This window comes from Micromonospora sp. WMMD714 (genome assembly GCF_029581315.1).
GTDB lineage: Bacteria > Actinomycetota > Actinomycetes > Mycobacteriales > Micromonosporaceae > Micromonospora > Micromonospora rifamycinica.
On the sequence record NZ_CP120744.1, the window covers coordinates 1,372,903 to 1,388,610 of the forward strand.

The 15,708-nt window shown below is 72.0% G+C and carries 13 protein-coding genes; 7 read left to right on the forward strand and 6 right to left on the reverse strand.

Going from position 1 to position 15,708, the window contains the following annotated elements; translation table 11 throughout:
* Window positions 1-2: 2 nt before the first annotated feature.
* Both O7625_RS06255 and O7625_RS06260 read right to left on the reverse strand, forming a co-directional pair.
* Complete coding sequence (locus tag O7625_RS06255; RefSeq protein ID WP_282346821.1) at window positions 3-806, reverse strand: ABC transporter ATP-binding protein; 804 nt, start codon at window positions 804-806, stop codon at window positions 3-5.
* A 140-nt stretch (window positions 807-946) separates the two neighbouring features.
* A complete protein-coding gene (locus tag O7625_RS06260) occupies window positions 947-1,654 on the reverse strand; it encodes a TioE family transcriptional regulator (protein ID WP_282346823.1) in 708 nt (235 codons plus the stop codon).
* 65 nt (window positions 1,655-1,719) lie between these two features.
* On the opposite strand from O7625_RS06260, the gene O7625_RS06265 reads away from it, so the two are divergent.
* Both O7625_RS06265 and O7625_RS06270 read left to right on the forward strand, forming a co-directional pair.
* The gene (locus O7625_RS06265; RefSeq protein ID WP_282344998.1) at window positions 1,720-3,306 is read left to right on the forward strand and encodes a DUF6194 family protein; all 1,587 of its coding nucleotides are present in this window, start codon (window positions 1,720-1,722) and stop codon (window positions 3,304-3,306) included.
* Window positions 3,307-3,365: 59 nt separating this feature from the next.
* Window positions 3,366-3,932, forward strand: coding sequence for an AAA family ATPase (locus O7625_RS06270; RefSeq protein WP_282344999.1), 567 nt, complete (start codon window positions 3,366-3,368; stop codon window positions 3,930-3,932).
* Here the strand turns inward: O7625_RS06270 and O7625_RS06275 are convergent.
* Window positions 3,912-7,061: a BTAD domain-containing putative transcriptional regulator gene (locus O7625_RS06275; RefSeq protein ID WP_282345000.1), complete on the reverse strand. Its 3,150-nt coding sequence runs from the start codon at window positions 7,059-7,061 to the stop codon at window positions 3,912-3,914. The two genes, O7625_RS06270 and O7625_RS06275, sit on opposite strands and share 21 nt — an antisense overlap.
* Window positions 7,062-7,203: 142 nt before the next feature.
* Here O7625_RS06275 and O7625_RS06280 point away from each other — a divergent pair, with 142 nt between their 5' ends.
* On the forward strand, window positions 7,204-8,181 hold the full coding sequence (locus tag O7625_RS06280) for a hypothetical protein (protein WP_282345001.1): 978 nt from the start codon (window positions 7,204-7,206) through the stop codon (window positions 8,179-8,181).
* 300 nt (window positions 8,182-8,481) lie between these two features.
* Here the strand turns inward: O7625_RS06280 and O7625_RS06285 are convergent, their stop codons facing one another.
* Complete coding sequence (locus O7625_RS06285; protein WP_282345002.1) at window positions 8,482-10,269, reverse strand: ABC transporter ATP-binding protein; 1,788 nt, start codon at window positions 10,267-10,269, stop codon at window positions 8,482-8,484.
* A gap of 73 nt (window positions 10,270-10,342) precedes the next feature.
* Between O7625_RS06285 and O7625_RS06290 the strand changes: the two genes are divergently transcribed.
* Window positions 10,343-10,915 carry a TetR/AcrR family transcriptional regulator gene (locus O7625_RS06290; protein WP_282345003.1) on the forward strand — a complete coding sequence of 191 codons (573 nt, stop codon included), beginning with the start codon at window positions 10,343-10,345 and terminating at the stop codon, window positions 10,913-10,915.
* Between the two features lie 157 nt (window positions 10,916-11,072).
* Here the strand turns inward: O7625_RS06290 and O7625_RS06295 are convergent, their stop codons facing one another.
* Complete coding sequence (locus O7625_RS06295; protein ID WP_282345004.1) at window positions 11,073-11,645, reverse strand: TetR/AcrR family transcriptional regulator; 573 nt, start codon at window positions 11,643-11,645, stop codon at window positions 11,073-11,075.
* A 109-nt stretch (window positions 11,646-11,754) separates the two neighbouring features.
* On the opposite strand from O7625_RS06295, the gene O7625_RS06300 reads away from it, so the two are divergent.
* Window positions 11,755-12,399: a class I SAM-dependent methyltransferase gene (locus tag O7625_RS06300; protein ID WP_282345005.1), complete on the forward strand. Its 645-nt coding sequence runs from the start codon at window positions 11,755-11,757 to the stop codon at window positions 12,397-12,399.
* A 202-nt stretch (window positions 12,400-12,601) separates the two neighbouring features.
* On the opposite strand, the gene O7625_RS06305 is transcribed toward O7625_RS06300, so the two are convergent.
* Entirely contained in the window at window positions 12,602-13,345 is a 744-nt protein-coding gene (locus O7625_RS06305; RefSeq protein ID WP_282345006.1) for an alpha/beta hydrolase, read from the reverse strand.
* Window positions 13,346-13,614: 269 nt separating this feature from the next.
* Between O7625_RS06305 and O7625_RS06310 the strand changes: the two genes are divergently transcribed.
* Together O7625_RS06310 and O7625_RS06315 are read left to right on the forward strand one after the other, a co-directional pair.
* A complete protein-coding gene (locus tag O7625_RS06310) occupies window positions 13,615-14,886 on the forward strand; it encodes a serine hydrolase domain-containing protein (RefSeq protein ID WP_282345007.1) in 1,272 nt (423 codons plus the stop codon).
* 107 nt (window positions 14,887-14,993) lie between these two features.
* Complete coding sequence (locus O7625_RS06315) at window positions 14,994-15,707, forward strand: VanZ family protein (protein WP_282345009.1); 714 nt, start codon at window positions 14,994-14,996, stop codon at window positions 15,705-15,707.
* The last annotated feature ends 1 nt before the right edge of the window (window position 15,708 follow it).

Here is a 15,708-nt window from a genome sequence, read left to right on the forward strand (position 1 = left end):
GGTCAGCCCTCCCGCGTCAGCTGCGGACGACGCCCGAGCGTCGCGAGGTGCTCGGCGATCCGCGCCGCGCCCGGCTGCGGCATGTCGTGCACGATGCGCCCGTCGGCCAGCACCATCACCCGGTCGGCGTAGGACGCCGCCACCGGGTCGTGGGTCACCATGATGACCGTCTGTCCCGCCTCGTCCACCACCGAGCGCAGCAGGGCCAGCACCTCGCCGGCGGTCTGGGTGTCCAGCGCGCCGGTCGGTTCGTCACAGAAGATGACCTCGGGCCGGGTGGCCAGTGCCCGGGCGATCGCGACGCGTTGCTGCTGCCCGCCGGACAGTTCCGAGGGGCGGTGGGACAGCCGCTCGGTGAGCCCGACCCGGTCGACGATCTGCTGTATCCAGAGGGGGTCCGCCCGCTTTCCGGACAACCGCAACGGTAGCGTGATGTTCTCCTGCACCGTCAATGCTCCGACGAGGTTGAACGCCTGGAAGACGAACCCGATCTCCGACCGCCGCAGCTTGGTCAGCTTCGTCTCCGAGAGCTGCGACAGTTCCGTGTCGCCGACCCACACCAGGCCGCTGGTCGGGCGGTCCAACCCCGCTGCGGTCTGCAGCAACGTGCTCTTGCCCGAGCCGGACGGCCCCATTACCGCGGTGAACGTCCCCCGCTGAAAGGCCGCGTCGACACCGGCGAGCGCGGTTACCGCCTGCCGGTCACCGCCATAGACCTTGCGCAACTGCTGGACCCGCACCGCCGCCACCGGCGTCTCTTTGTTGACCGTCGACACGAAATCGAGTCGTGCACTATTCACCGACATCGCCGGACTCCCATTTTCGTTGATTTCCTCCGCGAAGAAACCATATTTTTGGGAGTCGCCGACAACAATCCAGGTGGCGGGCCGGTCGAGGTAGCGCTGGCTGTACCGTCCGGACCCCGGCCCGGTCGTCAGGTCGAGCGTCAGCTCACGGCGGACAGGTAGTCCGCGAGGCGGGCCGAGCCGGTGAGCATGGCCCGGCCACGGGCGGTGATCCGTCCGCGCCACTGGTCGATCGACGCGGCCAGCGGCCCGGGGCCACCGGCAGCGTGCACCTGCCCGATCACGGCCGCGATGTGGTGCAGCGGGTAGCCGCCCCGGCGCAGCAGATGGGCGAGTTCGGCGTCACGTACGTCGTCGGCGCGGTAGACCCGCGCGGTCCGTGACCGGGCCGGGGCGAGGATGCCGGCTCGTTCCCATTTGCGCAGGGTGGCCGGGGTGACACCGAGCCGGTGGGCGAGGACGCCGATCGAGACGGGCGCGTCCGAGGCCAGCGTGGCCGGCGGGCCGGAGGCGAGCAGGACGACCGCTGAGGCGACGCGTTCCACGGTCTCCCGGTCGCGGTGGAGCTGCACGTGGGCGGTGTCGAGCACGGCCAGTGCCGTCGGCAGGTCGCCGCCGAGCACCGCTTTCATGATCTCTCCGGCGGCACGGTGGCCGTACCCCGCGATGAGCGCGACGTAGGCGGTCAACGCGCCCAGGTGGTCGTCGGTGTAGACGCGGTAGCCGCTGGGCGTGCGGACGGCGGGCGGGATCATCCCGGCCTGCTCGTAGTTACGGACCGCCTGCGCGGACAGCCCGACCGCCCGGCCCAGGTCGACCGGCCGGTACCTCGCGGTTTGAGACTTCAGGTGGCGTTCTCCGAGCAGGATCTGGGTGAAGTTTCACAGGTCGGTTCAACGATACGGTCGAGGTCATGGTTTTCGACACCGCGCTGCTGTCCCTGGTCGGCACCCGCCGGCCGCACCTGCTCGCGATCGGTGAGCCCTACCACGGTGAGCCGGCATTCCCCCGCCTGCGCAACCGGATCCTCGAAACACTCGTCGGGCAGGGTTTCCGGTCGATCGCGATCGAATCGGACCGGGCCGCCGGCCTCGCCGTCGACGACTACGTCCAGGGCCGGCGCGACGAGGTGGACCTGAGCACCGGTATCAGTCACGGCTGGGGTGCCCATCCGGCGACCCGCGAACTGGTCGACTGGCTGCGCGAGCACAACGGGAAACTGGCACCCGCCGAGCGCGTCACCTTCCACGGTTTCGACGCGCCGACCGAGATCACCGGCGCACCCAGCCCCGGCCCGCTGCTCCGGGAGCTGTCCGAATACCTCGGCGTGACGACGACCGACCTGGACCGCCTGGTCGGCGGGGAAGACCGCTGGACCGCCCCGGAGATCATGTACGACGCCTCGCGTTCACCGGGCCGCTCACCCGAGGCCGCCGCGCTCCGTGGCCTCGCCGAGGACCTGCGATCCCGGTTGTACGCCGACGCGCCCCGTCTCGTCGGCGACACCTCCCCCACGGCGTGGAACCGAGCCAGGGTGCTCGCCACCACGGCGATCGGCCTGCTCACCTACCACGCCGTGATGGCCGAGCCGGGCACCCCGTCCCAGCGGATCGGCCGCCTGCTCGCGGCGCGGGACGCGGTGATGGCGCAGAACCTGCTCGATATCCTCGCCATGGAGCGCGACCGTGGGCCGGTCCTGGTCTCGGCCAACAACGCCCACCTCCAGCGGCACCCGAGCCGGTGGGACACCCACTGGGAGGGTCAGCACCTCGCGGCACTGTGGAACGGTGCCGGCTCCATCGTGTCGCCACTGCTCGGCGACAGGTACCTGTACGTGGCCGGAAGCCTCGGGGCGAGTGGGCCGGTCGGCCTCGGCCAACCGGAAGTCGGCACCTACGAGGAACGCCTCGGCCCGCAGACCGGGATCTTCGCGCCACCCGTCGGCGGCGACCTGCGCCCACGCGTGACGGACCTGCTCGGGTACTCCCCGCTGGACGCGGCCACGATCGAGACCTGCGACGCGATCCTGCACGTCGGCTCGGAGCCCGGCGCGGCTGACGCGGCCCGGATCGCCGGCCGTCCCGCAGTGACCGAGACCCGGATCGAAGCCGGCTCCGAGATGCCGTCCCACACCTGGGGTGACCGGTTCTTCTTCGCCGGTGAGGACCGGATGCGGCCGTTCGCCACCATCGTCGGGCACGACGTGCCCGGCTTCGACGAACGCTCCCGGCTGTCCGGACCCGGCCGGTACCGGCTCAACATCGAGATCGGCCGTACCGAGTTCCGCAACCTGTTCGGCTACGGACCGGAGGAGTTCGCCGCCCACCGCGACGGACTCGACTTCGCACGGACCGACCGGCTGATGCCCCATCCCGCCTACGCTGTCCAGGGCTGGGCCAGCGTGGTCAACCCAGGCCCGGCCACCGCGGACGAGGTGGAGCGGCTGCTGGAGCGGGCACGTGTCCGCGCCGCTGGTCGCGAGCACCGCAGGAGACGGTGACCGGAGCAGGTGCGGCTGGCCTGCCGGCCTTCTGTCGACTCCACTGCATCGAGGTGAGAATGGCGCGACTGATCCACCTGAACGGCCCGCCGGGCATCGGCAAGTCCACCCTCTCGGCGCTCTACACCGGCCGCCATCCCGGCGCCCTGAACCTCGACGTCGACACCATCCACCGCCTCGTCGGCGGCTGGCGGGACGACCAGACCGACACCTGGCCGGCCGTGTGGTCCCTGGTGCGGGGGATGGCGGCGGTCCACCTGGCCGGCGGACACGACGTCGTCCTGCCGCAGTACCTCGCCACCAGCGACGAGATCGACGGTTTCGAGAGGATCGCGCGCGAGCACGGGGCGGGCTTCCACGAGATCGTCCTGGTCGACGAACAGGAGACGACGATCGAGCGGTTCCACCGCCGCGCCCGCGACAGCGACGACGCGTGGATCCGCCACCACCACCGGCTCGTCGCGCGAGCCGGCGGGTCGACCGTGCTGGGCATCATGTACGACGACCTGATGGAGGTCGTCCGCCTACGCCCGGGAGCGGTGCTGGTGCCCAGCGTGGTGGACGAGGTGCAGGCCACCTACGCGTCGCTGGTGGAAGCGCTGGGATCAACGGGGTTCGACGGGTAGCCCGCCCGCGGTGCCCGGCAGGGGCTCCGACGCGAGCAGGGCGAGCAGCTTCTCGATGCGCTCCGTGCCCGGCTGGTGGCCGGTCAGGGCGTGCGATCGGGCCGCCAACCGGGCGCTGCGCCAGGCGGCGGCCAGGTCACCGGCCCGGTACTCGGCTGCGGCGCGGGCGCCGAGCGCCCGGCCTTCGAGCAGCTGATAGCCGCACTGCCGGGTGACGGACAGCGCCGCATGGCACCAGGAAGGTGCCGCAGGTTCGTCGATTTCGGCGAGGCTGACGGTGATGTCGGCCTCGATGTACCGGTCCGCGGTGGTACGCGCCGTCCTCAGGGCACTCAGCAGGGTGCCGGTTCTACCTTCGGCGATCCCCAGGATGTGCAGAGCGAGCGCTTCGACCCGGGGCTCGGCCGGCGCGCGTGACATGTCCAGCGCCTGCCGGGCGAGGCTGGCCGCCCGCGGATGGTCGCCCCGATCGCCGTGGACCCGGGCCAGCGCGCACAGCGTCGTCGCACGGCCCCGGCTGCCCATCTGCTCATGCAGTTCCAGTGCCTCGGTCAACGTCTGCAACGCATCGTCGGACCGGCCGAGCAGGTGGAGGACGACGCCCAGGTTGCTCAGGATGAGTGCCCGGCTGGAGGGTGCCCCGCCCTGGTGGGCCAGGGTGAGCGCCGCGTGGTGGTGGTCGACGGCTTCGCGGAGCCGTCCGAGGTCGGCGCAGACCAGTCCGAGATTGTTGTGGTTGACGGCGACGCCCGGGATCCGGCCGTTGCGCCGGTTGAACTCCAGCGCCTGCTCCATCACCCGCAGGGCTTCACCCGGCTGGCCGGTCATCCGAAAGACCGGACCCAGGTTGCCCAGCGCGGCCGCCTCGCCGTCGCGCCATTCCGAGCGCTTCGCGCAGAGCAGCGCCAGCTGATAGTCGTCGATCGCCTCGGGAAACCGTTCCAGCCGCCAGTGCAGGGCGGCGAGGCTCAGCCGGGCCGCCGCCTCGGCCTGCTCGTGCCGGTCGGCCCGGGCCGCGGCGAGACCGATCCTCGCGACCGCTGACCATTCCGTGGTGTGCATGCCCAGCCACAGGTAACCGCGCAGCGCGTCCGCCAGCGACCAGGCGAGGGTGTGCAGTTCCTGGTGCGCCGCGTGGCGGGTCACGGCGACGAGGTTGTGCCGGTGCGCGTCGAGCCAGGCCAGGGCGTCGACATGGGTGGCGAACCGCATCGGTGGAGTAGCGGGCGCGGGTAGCGGTGTGGGCACGCGCAACACCTGTGGACACAGCCGGTCGGCGGCGGCGTACACGCTGAAGAGGTACCAGGACAGCAGGTCGCCCAGGCTCTCCCGGTTGTCCTCGATCTCCGCCAGCTCGGTCACGTACCGGCCGAGCAGGTCGTGTGTGCCGAAATGACCCGGTGCCCGCTCCTGTGCCAGGTGCGCGTCGGCGATGCGGGAGAGCAGGTCCGCCGCCTCGTCGGCTCCGCACCGCAGCATCGCGGCGGCCGACTCCGCTGTCACGTCGCAGCCGGGCACCAGACCGAACAGCCGGAACAGCCGCTGGAGTCGCGGTGGCAGCGTCTGGTAGGAGGCGGCGAACGCCGACCGTACCGCGATCTGGTCGTCGTCCCGGACGGTCAGCACGGTCAGCGGGTCGCCCGCCCGGATCCGCGCCAGGTACCCGCTGACCCGTTCGTGTGGGCGGCCGTGCAGGTCCGCCGCGGCGATACGCAGGGCCAGCGGCAGGTGTGCGCAGTCGTGGGCCAGTTCGGCGAGAGCGTCCCGCTGTTCGGCGACCCGCTCCGCGCCGATGACGCGGGTCAACAGCTCGGTGGCCTCCTGCGGCGCGAGCACGTCCAACGACAGCCGCTGCGCGTCGTGCCGGGCGGCCAGCCCACCGAGGCGGTCACGGCTGGTCACGATCACCAGGCAACCGGCGCCCCCGGGCAACAGCGGCCGGACGTGCGCGGTGTCCCGGGCGTTGTCGAGCAGGATCAGCATCCGCCGGTCGGCGAGCACGCTGCGGTAGAGGTCCGTCGCCTCGTCGATGTCGTCCGGCACCTGGGTGGGCGGCACACCGAGCGCGCGCAGGCAGCGGGACAACGCGTCCGACGGCGCTGTCGCCGCTCCGGGCGAGTAGCCACGCAGGTCCAGGAAGAGCTGCCCGTCGTCGAAGAGCGGCCGTACCCGGTGCGCCCACCGGATCGCCAGCGCCGTCTTGCCCACCCCGGCCGTCCCGATGATCGCGACCACCGCCAGGGCGCCACCCTCCCGGGCCCGGCTCAGCATCGTGTCCAGCGCGGCGAGGGCGTCGCCCCGGCCGGTGAAGGTGGACAGCCCGGCGGGCAGCTGGGCGGGCCGCGGACCGGATCCGGGCTCCCGGGTCGGTGGCGCGGGCCGGCTCGGCGGAAGCTGCTGCCGCAACACCCGCAGGTGGGCCTCCGCGAGCCGGGCTCCCGGCTCGATGCCCAGCTCGTCGGCGAGGAGGCGGCGGATCCGCTCGAACACCCGCAACGCCTCGGCCTGGTGCCCCGACCCGGCCAGCGCCGTCATCAGCCGCGCGGCGAGTCCCTCGTGCCACGGGTTGCCGGTGACCAACTCACGCAGCGGCGCCACCGCCGCGGCGTGCCGACCGAGCGCGAACTCGGCGTCGAACAGGTCCTCGGACGCGGCGAGTCGCTTGTCGTGCAGGCCAGCGGCGGCCCCCGGCACGAAGGCGCCGGAGGCGCCCGCGAGCGCCGGGCCACGCCACAACGCCAGCGCCTGTCGTAACAGGGTCGTGGCCCGCTCGTGCTCGCCGGAGCCGGCGTGCCGACGCGCGGCTTCGGTCAGCCCGGAGAAGGCCACCACGTCCAGGTCGTCGCCGGCCAGCTCCAGGCGGTATCCCCCGGAATCCGAATGGATCGTCTCGGGCATGCCGGCCGCCCGGGTCAGTCGCCGCAACCGGGAGACGCAGACCTGGACCTGTGCCCGGGCGCGGGTGGGGAGGGCTCCGCCCCACAGCGCTTCGGCCAGCTGCTCCGCCGACACCACCACGTTGGCATTGAGCAACAGATATGCCAGCACGGCGCGTTGCTGGGGCCGCCCCAGCGGTACTCGCTCGCCCCGCACCACGGCCTCGACCGGGCCGAGCAAGCGCCATGCCATCGAGCCCCCACATCGACGTATCGACGCTGATTCTATGCGTCGCGGCCAGGGCGGCTATCGGATGGCTAGCCGATGGCAAGCCGGGCCGCGCAGCCTGATGGAGCCGGGCGGACCGCCCGGAACCTGGGGTGAAGGAGCTTTCATGAGACGAAGAATCCGCGCGGCTCTCCTCGCGGTGACGACGCTCGGCATGGTCGTCGCGTCGGCCGGGGTCGCACAGGCCCGCGAGTCGTCGCAGCAGACACAGCCGCCGCAGGCGTCGCAGCAGTCGCAGCGCGACGCACGGGCCGCCGCAGCGGCGTCGAACGGGCTGGGCGCCGCCGCGAAGGGCGGGATCGGCACCGCCGCGACGTGGTTCACCGGCACCGTCCCGGTCGGCGGCACACAGGGCTGGACCTGGACGAACGCCCCGGCCGACGCCGCCTACGTGGTCGGCTACAACCCGGCCGGCGCCACCACCTCGGCCACCTGCCAGTTCGAGACGATCAGCAGCAAGTACGTCCAGCTGTCCAGTGGGGAGCGGCAGTTCCACTTCACCCTCAAGAACGTCGGCTCGATCGCCTGTGGTGCGACCGTGCAACTGGCGGCGGTGACCAGCACGTCCCTCGTCTCGACCGGTGGTGTCAGCCCGGGGGGCACCCAGACCTACCTCTGGAACGTCCCCTGGAACACCATCTGGGTGGCCGGTCTCAACCCGAACGGCGCCACGAGCTCGACGGCCTGCCAGTTCCAGGTGACCCGCATCTGGACCGTGCAGCCGGGCAGTTCGCTCCGGCAGATCTGGGTGGAGGTCAAGAACGTCGGGGCCGTCACCTGCCAGGCCGACGTCCGGCTCGGCTCGACCACCATCGGTTCGCAGTTCGCGATGGCGACCGTGGGTGCCGGCGGCACCTGGTCCACGACCTGGAACAACGCCAATCCCGTCACCTCGGCCTACGTGATCGGCCCGTCGCCCCAGGGCAGCTTCCCCACCTACTGCCAGTTCGAGGTCACGCGGGTGGTCTACGCCCAGCGCATCAACGCTGACGGATCCTCCCAGCGCCAGATCACGATGTCGTTCAAGAACCTCAGCACGCTCTCCTGTGGAGGGACCGCCTACCTGCAGGCCGTCGCCGCCTGATCCGGCACCCGTCCCCGTGGCCATCGTGCGACAACCACCGTTGTCGCACGATGGCCGCGCCCTTTCCGTCGCGACCCTTCCGCCGGCCCGGGGAGAGCCCCACGTACCGCACGTGACTGCGAGACCCTGGCCACCCCCGACCTCGGCCAGCAACTGCTGGTGCCGACGCCGAGGCCCGGGAGAGGCTCGAGCTGCTCCGGGTACTGGGGGTCGAGGGGTTCCCGGCCGGCGTGCCGCACTGACGTCGGTGGTCACCCCGGTGGAATCAACTCGGCCTCCCGCTCGGCAACAGCCGCCCCGTCACCCGACACGGTCGGTCCGCGCCGTTGGTGGGTCCATTCGCAGGGACAGGACCAGCTGCCGGTAGAGGGTGTCGGTGGCGAGGAGCTGCTCGTGCGTGCCGGTGGCCCGGACGGCGCCGGCCTCCATGACGACGATCAAGTCGGCGTCGATGACGGTGGAGAGCCGGTGGGCGATGGTGAGCACCACACCGGTCTGCACCTTCCCGCGGACGGCGTGGTGGATCGCCGCTTCGGTGATGCCGTCGAGCTGGGCGGTCGCCTCGTCGAGCAGCAGCACCTCGGGGGTGTGCAGCAGGGCACGGGCCAGCGCGACGCGCTGGCGCTCGCCACCGGACAGCATGGTGTTCGTCACGACCGTGTCCAGCCCGTCGACGAGGGTGCCGACCTTGTCGCCCAGACGGACCTCCGCCAGGACGCGGTGCAGGTCGTCGTCGGTGACGTCGGGCAGGGCCAGGGTGAGGTTGTCGCGGAGGGTGCCGGGCACCAGGGCGGGCTCCTGCTCGACGTACGCGAGCCTCTCCCGGATCTCGTTGCGCGGAAGGGACCGGTATGGGACGTCGTGCAGGTGGATGGTGCCCCCGGTGGGCTCGAGGAAGCGCAGGATGAGGGAGAAGAGGGTGGTCTTGCCGGCACCGGAGGGGCCGACGATGGCGACGTGGCCTCGTTGCGGGATGTCGAGCGTGACGTTGTGGACCGCCGGCGGCAGGTCAGGGCCGTGGGCACCGCTCACGCCGACGAACCGGAGCGCGGGGGTGGTGCCGGGACCAGGGACGATCGGCGGAACAGTGCCGGGCATCGGTACGAGGTCCTCTTCGACGGGCAGGGTGTCGGTTTGACGGATGCGTTCGGCGGCCGCGATGCCCGCTTGCAGGGCGGTGGCATTGGTGGACAGTTCGGTGACGGGGCCGAGGAGGCCGAAGGTGTAGAGCAGGAAGGCGACCAGGGCCGAGACCCCGAGGTGGCCCTGGTCGACGCGGTAGGCGCCGACGGCGAGGGTGCTGATCAGGGCGACCTGGACACCGACCCAGGCCACGGTCCAGGCGAGGACCTCACGCCGGGAGGCGCGGATTCCGTGCTCGGCCGACGACGTGGCTTCGGCGGAGATTCGCGAGCTCAGGCGGGCCTCCGCGCGGCTCACCTTCACGCTCCTGATAGCTCGCAGGGTGCCTTCCAGGGCGGCGCCGAGCCGGCCGACGTGCTCCTGTGCCCGCTCCTGTTCCCGGGCGATGCCGGGCATCATCAGCGCGAACAGCAGCGCGACGACGAGGATGGCGGCCAGGGTGGTGGCGAACAGCACCAGGTCCAGCACCGCCATCAACACCAGTGTGCCGACCAGCATGATGGTGCCGCTGATCAGGCCGACGAGTGAGCCGGCGGCGGCTTCGCGCAGCAGGACCGTGTCCGAGGTGAGGCGCGCGACGTGCTCCCCCGGCGATCTGCTGGTGATGCTGGGCACGGTGGCGCGGAGCAGGCGGTCGACCAGGGAGGTACGCGCTCGCAGCACGATGCGTTCGCCGAGCGCGCCCAGCATCGTCTGCTGCCAGGCCGTGACGGCGGCACCGACGACGAGCAGGATCAGCAGAGTCGTCACCGGAGCGGCCAGCGACGCCGACCCACCGAGCGAGTCCAGAATCCACTTGGTGACCATCGGATTCGCCAGCTCCAGCGATGCCGCCACCAGCGCGAGCGACAGGGCCACCGCCAGGGTGCGCCGATGCGGCCGGACGAACGACCACAGGATGCGCAGTCGCGGCAGTCGGTTGATCAAGCTTCCCGCGTCAAACATGCCCAGAATGGAACACTGCTGTACCAAAAATGGCCACTGATATCCGTAAAGTTGTTACCTGTATCATGTTGGGATGGCGAAAGCTGACAGGTCGGGCCGGGAGTCCGGGGTCCGGTCCCGCACCCGACGTGCCATCCTCGACGCCGCCGTGACGCTGCTGATCCAGGAACCTGCGGCCTCACTGGGCGACGTAGCCAATGCCGCCGGAGTGGCACGCACGACTGTCTACCGGTACTACCCGGAGCGGACCGACCTGCTGACCGCTATCGCGGCGGACGTCGAGGAGCAGCTCGAAGCGGCGGCTGGACGCGCCCGCCTGGACGACGGCCCGGCCGATGCCGCCCTGGAGCGGCTGTGCTCGGAGTACTTCGGTCTCGGTGACCGGCTCCGGCTGCTGGAGGCGCCCCACATGGCCGACCTGGTCGACTGGGAGCAGGAGCACGAGTACGACCGGGCACTGTTACGGCTGATCGAACGGGGCCAGTCGGACGGCGCCTTCGACCGCGGCGTCGAACCCGGCTGGGCTCAACACGTGATCTGGGCACTGCTGTACGCGGGTTGGCAACACGTCACCGAGGATCAGGCCGCCCAGCACCAGGCCCTGACCAAGGTCCTGCACACCGTGCGCCGGGCACTGGCGCCGTGACCCGCCGGCCGGCTCGGAACGAGGGGTGGCGGGCGGCAGAAGCACGTGCACCCGCCTTCCTCACGATCGGATCCCGCACCTGACCCACCTGTCACCGAAGCCCGCGGTCAGCACAACCGGGCGACCGCCGTGCCGGGCCGTTCCCGGCCGGGTGGCGTTACCGTCCCTGGTCCGCCCCGGTGACCAGGGCGTCCAGTAGCGCGGGTGTCACCGGCTCGCCCGTCACGAGGACCCGGAAGTGGATCGGCCCGACCGTCTGGTCGACGAGGAGGTCGACGTCGACGTCGGCGGGCAGTTCGCCCCGTGCCACCGCCCGGTCGAACGGCACCCGGTCGCGGGCGCGCAGCCGTGGCAGCACCTCCGCGCGCAGCCGGGCGGCCAGCTCCGGGTCGTGCTGGGCCTGACCGGCCAGCGCCCGGAACACCGCGCCCGAGTCGGACACCTCGAGGAACCGGACCAGCTCGTCGAGGTGCGCCCGCAGGTCGGTGCGGAGGGCGCCGGTGTCGGGCAGGGTGAGCTCCTGGACGCTGTCGGCGACGAACGCGTCGACCAGGATGTCGGTCTTGGAGCGCCACCACCGGTAGATCGTCTGCTTGGCGACGCCGGCCCGGGCCGCGATGCCCTCGATGGTGACCCTGGCGTAGCCGGTCTCGGCGACGAGGTCGTCCGCCGCCTGGAGCACGGCCTCGCGGGCCGCCTCGCTCCGGCCGTGCCGGTTGCCGCGATGCATCGGGCGCTCCTTCCCCCTGAGGCGTCTTCCCGGGCGGGGTCCACGTCCCCCGCGACGTTACAAGGTCCGCCGCTTTACTAGACGCAACGTTGCGTCTAGTCTAGTGGTCATGACGACGACACTGCACGACCCCGCTGTCCGCGACCTGATCACCCGGCTGTTCACCGAGGCCGAGCGGGACGACGAGCGCTCCCCGTGTCGGACCGCGCCCACTACCACCTCCCAGGAACGTGCCGACCTGCTCGAAGACGTCTACATGCCGATCTCGGCGCGCGGCGGCGACCTGCTCTACGCCCTGGTCCGCGCGGCCCGACCGCAGACGGTGGTCGAGTTCGGCACCTCGTACGGGATCTCGACGCTCTACCTCGCCGCAGCCGTACGCGACAACGGGGTCGGGCACGTCACGACGACCGAACTCAGCGCGACCAAGGTCAAGGCGGCCCGCGCCACCATCGAGGCGGCCGGACTCAGCGACCTCGTGACCGTGCTGGAGGGCGACGCGCTGACCACCCTCGGCACGGTCGGCGGCCCGATCGGTCTGGCGCTGCTCGACGGCTGGAAGGAGCTGTGCCTGCCCGTCCTGCGCCGGATCGAGGACCGGCTCGCCCCGGGCGCCCTGGTCGTCGGCGACGACTCGACGTTCGATTCGATGAGCGACTACGTGGCTTACGTCCGCGACCCGGACAACGGCTACGTCAGCGTCGACTTCCCGGTCGAGGACGGCATGGAGCTCAGCTGCTGGACGGGCCGCTGATCGCGCAGGTCAGATCGGACAGGTCGCCGCCGGGTCGCCGGGCCGGGACCGGGCGCTTCTCCAGCGCCCGGTGCAGCGCCACGGGACGCGACGCGGGGCCGTGACGGGGCTGTGGGGCGCAACGTCTGGCCGTGGTGCAGCCCGGCGTGGGTGCCCGGCCGGCGGATCGGCTCGGGCACCCAGTCCGGGCTTCGACCCGGAGCTAGCTGCGCAGATGCCGGGCGAAGAACCCGACCGCGTCCTGCCCGGCGAACGACGGAACACCGGTGTGTCCGCCCATGTTGGCGGACAGCGTCTTCTCTGCCGAGCCGAAGGCGTCGAACAGGTCCAGGGCCGCCTGCCGGTCATTGCCCTCGTCGTCCCACTGGAGCAGGACGTGCAGCGGAATGGTGACCCGTCGGGCCTCCTCGACCATCACGCGGGGCACGAAGCTCCCGGCGAAGAGACCGGCGGCCACGATGCGCGGCTCGACCACCGCGAGCCGGATGCCGACGGAGATCACTCCCCCCGAGTACCCGACCGGGCCGCCGATCTCGGGTAGCGCCAGGAGGGCGTCCAGGGCGGTCCGCGTCTCCGGAACCGCCCGGTCGACGAGGGGCAGGACGAGGGCGTCGACGATCCCGTCGCTGACCGGTCCGCCCGCCTCCCTGGCCCGGCGCAGGTCGGCACGGGCCTGCTCGGCAGCGGCCCACCGGGGCCTGGCGCCACTGCCGGGCAGTTCGACGGCGGCGGCGGCGAAGCCCTCCGCCGCGGCCTGCCGGGCCCGGGCCGCCAGCCGGGGGTACATCGTGGGCAGCCCGAGCGGGGGGTGGCCGAGCATGATCAGCGGGACCGGCACGGCCGCGGAGGCCGACGCGGGCGTCCACAGGATGCCGGGAATCCCGTCGAGGGTGAACTCGCGTTCGAGGACGCCGTCTTCGAGGCGCTGCTCGCTGGTGAATCGCATGGTGGTGCCCTTCGGGAGTGCACGTGGGCGGCGCTCCCGGACGATCTATCGCCCGACCGTGACCCCGCAGGGGAGCACCCATGTCGAAACGTTCACGGGTACCACCTCCTCGGTCTCTCGCACGGCATCAGGAAGTTAGCACCGGCGGCCGTGCTCCGCCACGGGAATTTCCATACGCCCGCGCAACGTCCCCGTGTCTTGAATGCAGACATGGAGCAGAGCGCAACACTGTCAGCGCACGCCCCGTCGACCGGGCGGGGAGCGTGACCATGAACCAGGACGACGCACGGGGTATCGACCGGCGACGGCTCGTCACCTGGGGCGGGATGGCCGCCGCCGGGATGGTGGCGGCGGGCGGGCCGTTGGTGGGTGCCGGGACCGGCCATGCCGCCCCGGCCCGCCCCGGCCCGCCCGGACGCGACCGCATCCCGCCGGACACCCGACCCGGCGGGGCCTACGACCGGTACGTGGCGCGGTTGGCCGCCGAGGGCAGGTTCTCCGGCGTGGTGCTGCTGTCCCACCGGGGCCGGACGGTGCTGTCGCGCAGCTACGGCATGGCCGACCGGGAGCGGCGGATCCGCAACCACGAGGGCACCGCGTTCAACCTCTCCTCGGGCAGCCAGCCCTTCCTGTCGGTGGCGGTCCTGCGGTTGGTGCAGCAGGGGCGGGTGACGCTGTCCGACCCGGTGGGCGCCCATCTGACGGGGCTCGCCGGGCCGATCGCCGAGCAGGTGACCCTCCACCACCTGCTCACCAGCACCTCCGGGCTGGACGCCCCGATGCCGGACTGGCAGCGCGTCTTCCACAGCCGGGAGGAGGTGCACGGGTACCACGAGCAGTGGGTGCGGCAGGCGACGCTGGCGGGCGTGCCCGGCACCGGGTCCAACGGCCACCTTCCCGGCGGCGGTGTGGGCCTGGCCATGGCCGCGCAGGTCGTGGAGGCGGTGTCCGGCATGACGTTCTGGGACTACGTGCACGAGCATGTCTTCGGGCGCTGTGGGATGACCGGCTCGGCGTACTACTCGCGGGACCAGTGGCTCACCGACGAGCACATCGCGCACCCGTACCTGCGGCAGGCCGACGGCAGCCTGGTGGACGCCGTCCGCAACCTGGACGAGGGCAGCCTGGATCCGAACATCCTGGGCCGCAACCCGGGCCGGGGCTTCATCGGGTACGCCTCGGGCGACGGTTTCGCCACCGCGCCGGACCTGGTCCGGTTCGCCGAGGCACTGCGCGACGGCGCGGTGCTGGACCGGCCCTACGCCGACCTGTTCGCCGGGGCCAAGCTCCCCGGCCCGGAGCCCACGGCCTACGAGGGCTACACGATGCCGGTGAGCATCGTCAACGGTCAGTGGGTGATCGGCCGGGGCGGCGGAGCCGGTGGCGTCGGCGCGAACTGGAGCATCTATCCCGACACCGGGTGGGTCGGCGTCGTCCTCGCCAACAGCGACGGCGTACCCATGCTGGACATCTGCCTACGGGAGGCCGCGGCCGTCACCGGCGGTCCGGTCGGACCACCCGGTGGCGGGGGCGGCGGCTGAGCGGTCGGGCGGGCGCGGGAGCGGGACCTGCCGGGGTCGGCGCGCCGGGGGCAGGGCATGGAGAAACGCATACGCCGCCGCAACAACGCTCCGGCTTCGATGGGGGCATGAGCGACCCTGCCTCCCCGTCCGCACCGCCGCGCCCGATCCGTACGGTCGCGCTCGCCAGCCTGGGTGTCCTCGGGCTGGCGGGCGCGGTGTTCGCCGTCCGACGGCCGCTCATGATGTCCGCTCCCCCGTGCCTGGCCGGACGGTGGCACGGCTGCTACGACACGTTCAACGGGGTGGTGCTGATGACGCTGGTGGGCCTGCCGCTGGCGGCCCTGGCGGTGTGGACGCTGGCCCACCTGCGTCGGGCGGCCGGCGGCACCTCCGCGTGGCGGAGGTCGCTGACCGAGGTGGGCATGGTCTACGGGACGGTGCCGTTCGTGTGGATGGTCCTGATGCCGGGAGCGGCACCGGGCACCGGCCCCGGCCGGGTGAGTCTGGTCCCGTTGCGGGACCTGGTCACGATGGGGCCGGTCGGGATCGGCGGCAACCTGCTGGTCTTCGCGGCGCTGGGGTTCTTCGCCCCGGTGCGGTTCCCGGCGCTGGCCTCGGTGCCGCGGATCCTGGCGCTCGGGGCGGGCTGCTCGGTCCTGGTGGAGACCGCACAGTACGTCCTGCTGCTGGACCGGGTCTCCTCGGTGGACGACGTACTGGTCAACACCACTGGCGCCGTGCTGGCCGGGTTGGCGTCCCGCCACTGGTGGCGCACCGGGCCGGCGACGGCGTCGGGCCGGCGATCCGGACCCACCGGTACGACGCTCGTCCGACCATAGG

What these genes read in the sequence shown, in the direction of transcription:
- O7625_RS06255 (WP_282346821.1), bottom strand. Translation starts at nt 806, where the DNA reads ATGTCGGTGAATAGTGCACGACTCGATTTCGTGTCGACGGTCAACAAA.
- O7625_RS06265 (WP_282344998.1), top strand. Translation starts at nt 1,720, where the DNA reads ATGGTTTTCGACACCGCGCTGCTGTCCCTGGTCGGCACCCGCCGGCCG.
- O7625_RS06270 (WP_282344999.1), top strand. Translation starts at nt 3,366, where the DNA reads ATGGCGCGACTGATCCACCTGAACGGCCCGCCGGGCATCGGCAAGTCC.
- O7625_RS06275 (WP_282345000.1), bottom strand. Translation starts at nt 7,061, where the DNA reads ATGGCATGGCGCTTGCTCGGCCCGGTCGAGGCCGTGGTGCGGGGCGAG.
- O7625_RS06280 (WP_282345001.1), top strand. Translation starts at nt 7,204, where the DNA reads ATGAGACGAAGAATCCGCGCGGCTCTCCTCGCGGTGACGACGCTCGGC.
- O7625_RS06285 (WP_282345002.1), bottom strand. Translation starts at nt 10,269, where the DNA reads ATGTTTGACGCGGGAAGCTTGATCAACCGACTGCCGCGACTGCGCATC.
- O7625_RS06290 (WP_282345003.1), top strand. Translation starts at nt 10,343, where the DNA reads ATGGCGAAAGCTGACAGGTCGGGCCGGGAGTCCGGGGTCCGGTCCCGC.
- O7625_RS06295 (WP_282345004.1), bottom strand. Translation starts at nt 11,645, where the DNA reads ATGCATCGCGGCAACCGGCACGGCCGGAGCGAGGCGGCCCGCGAGGCC.
- O7625_RS06300 (WP_282345005.1), top strand. Translation starts at nt 11,755, where the DNA reads ATGACGACGACACTGCACGACCCCGCTGTCCGCGACCTGATCACCCGG.
- O7625_RS06305 (WP_282345006.1), bottom strand. Translation starts at nt 13,345, where the DNA reads ATGCGATTCACCAGCGAGCAGCGCCTCGAAGACGGCGTCCTCGAACGC.
- O7625_RS06310 (WP_282345007.1), top strand. Translation starts at nt 13,615, where the DNA reads ATGAACCAGGACGACGCACGGGGTATCGACCGGCGACGGCTCGTCACC.
- O7625_RS06315 (WP_282345009.1), top strand. Translation starts at nt 14,994, where the DNA reads ATGAGCGACCCTGCCTCCCCGTCCGCACCGCCGCGCCCGATCCGTACG.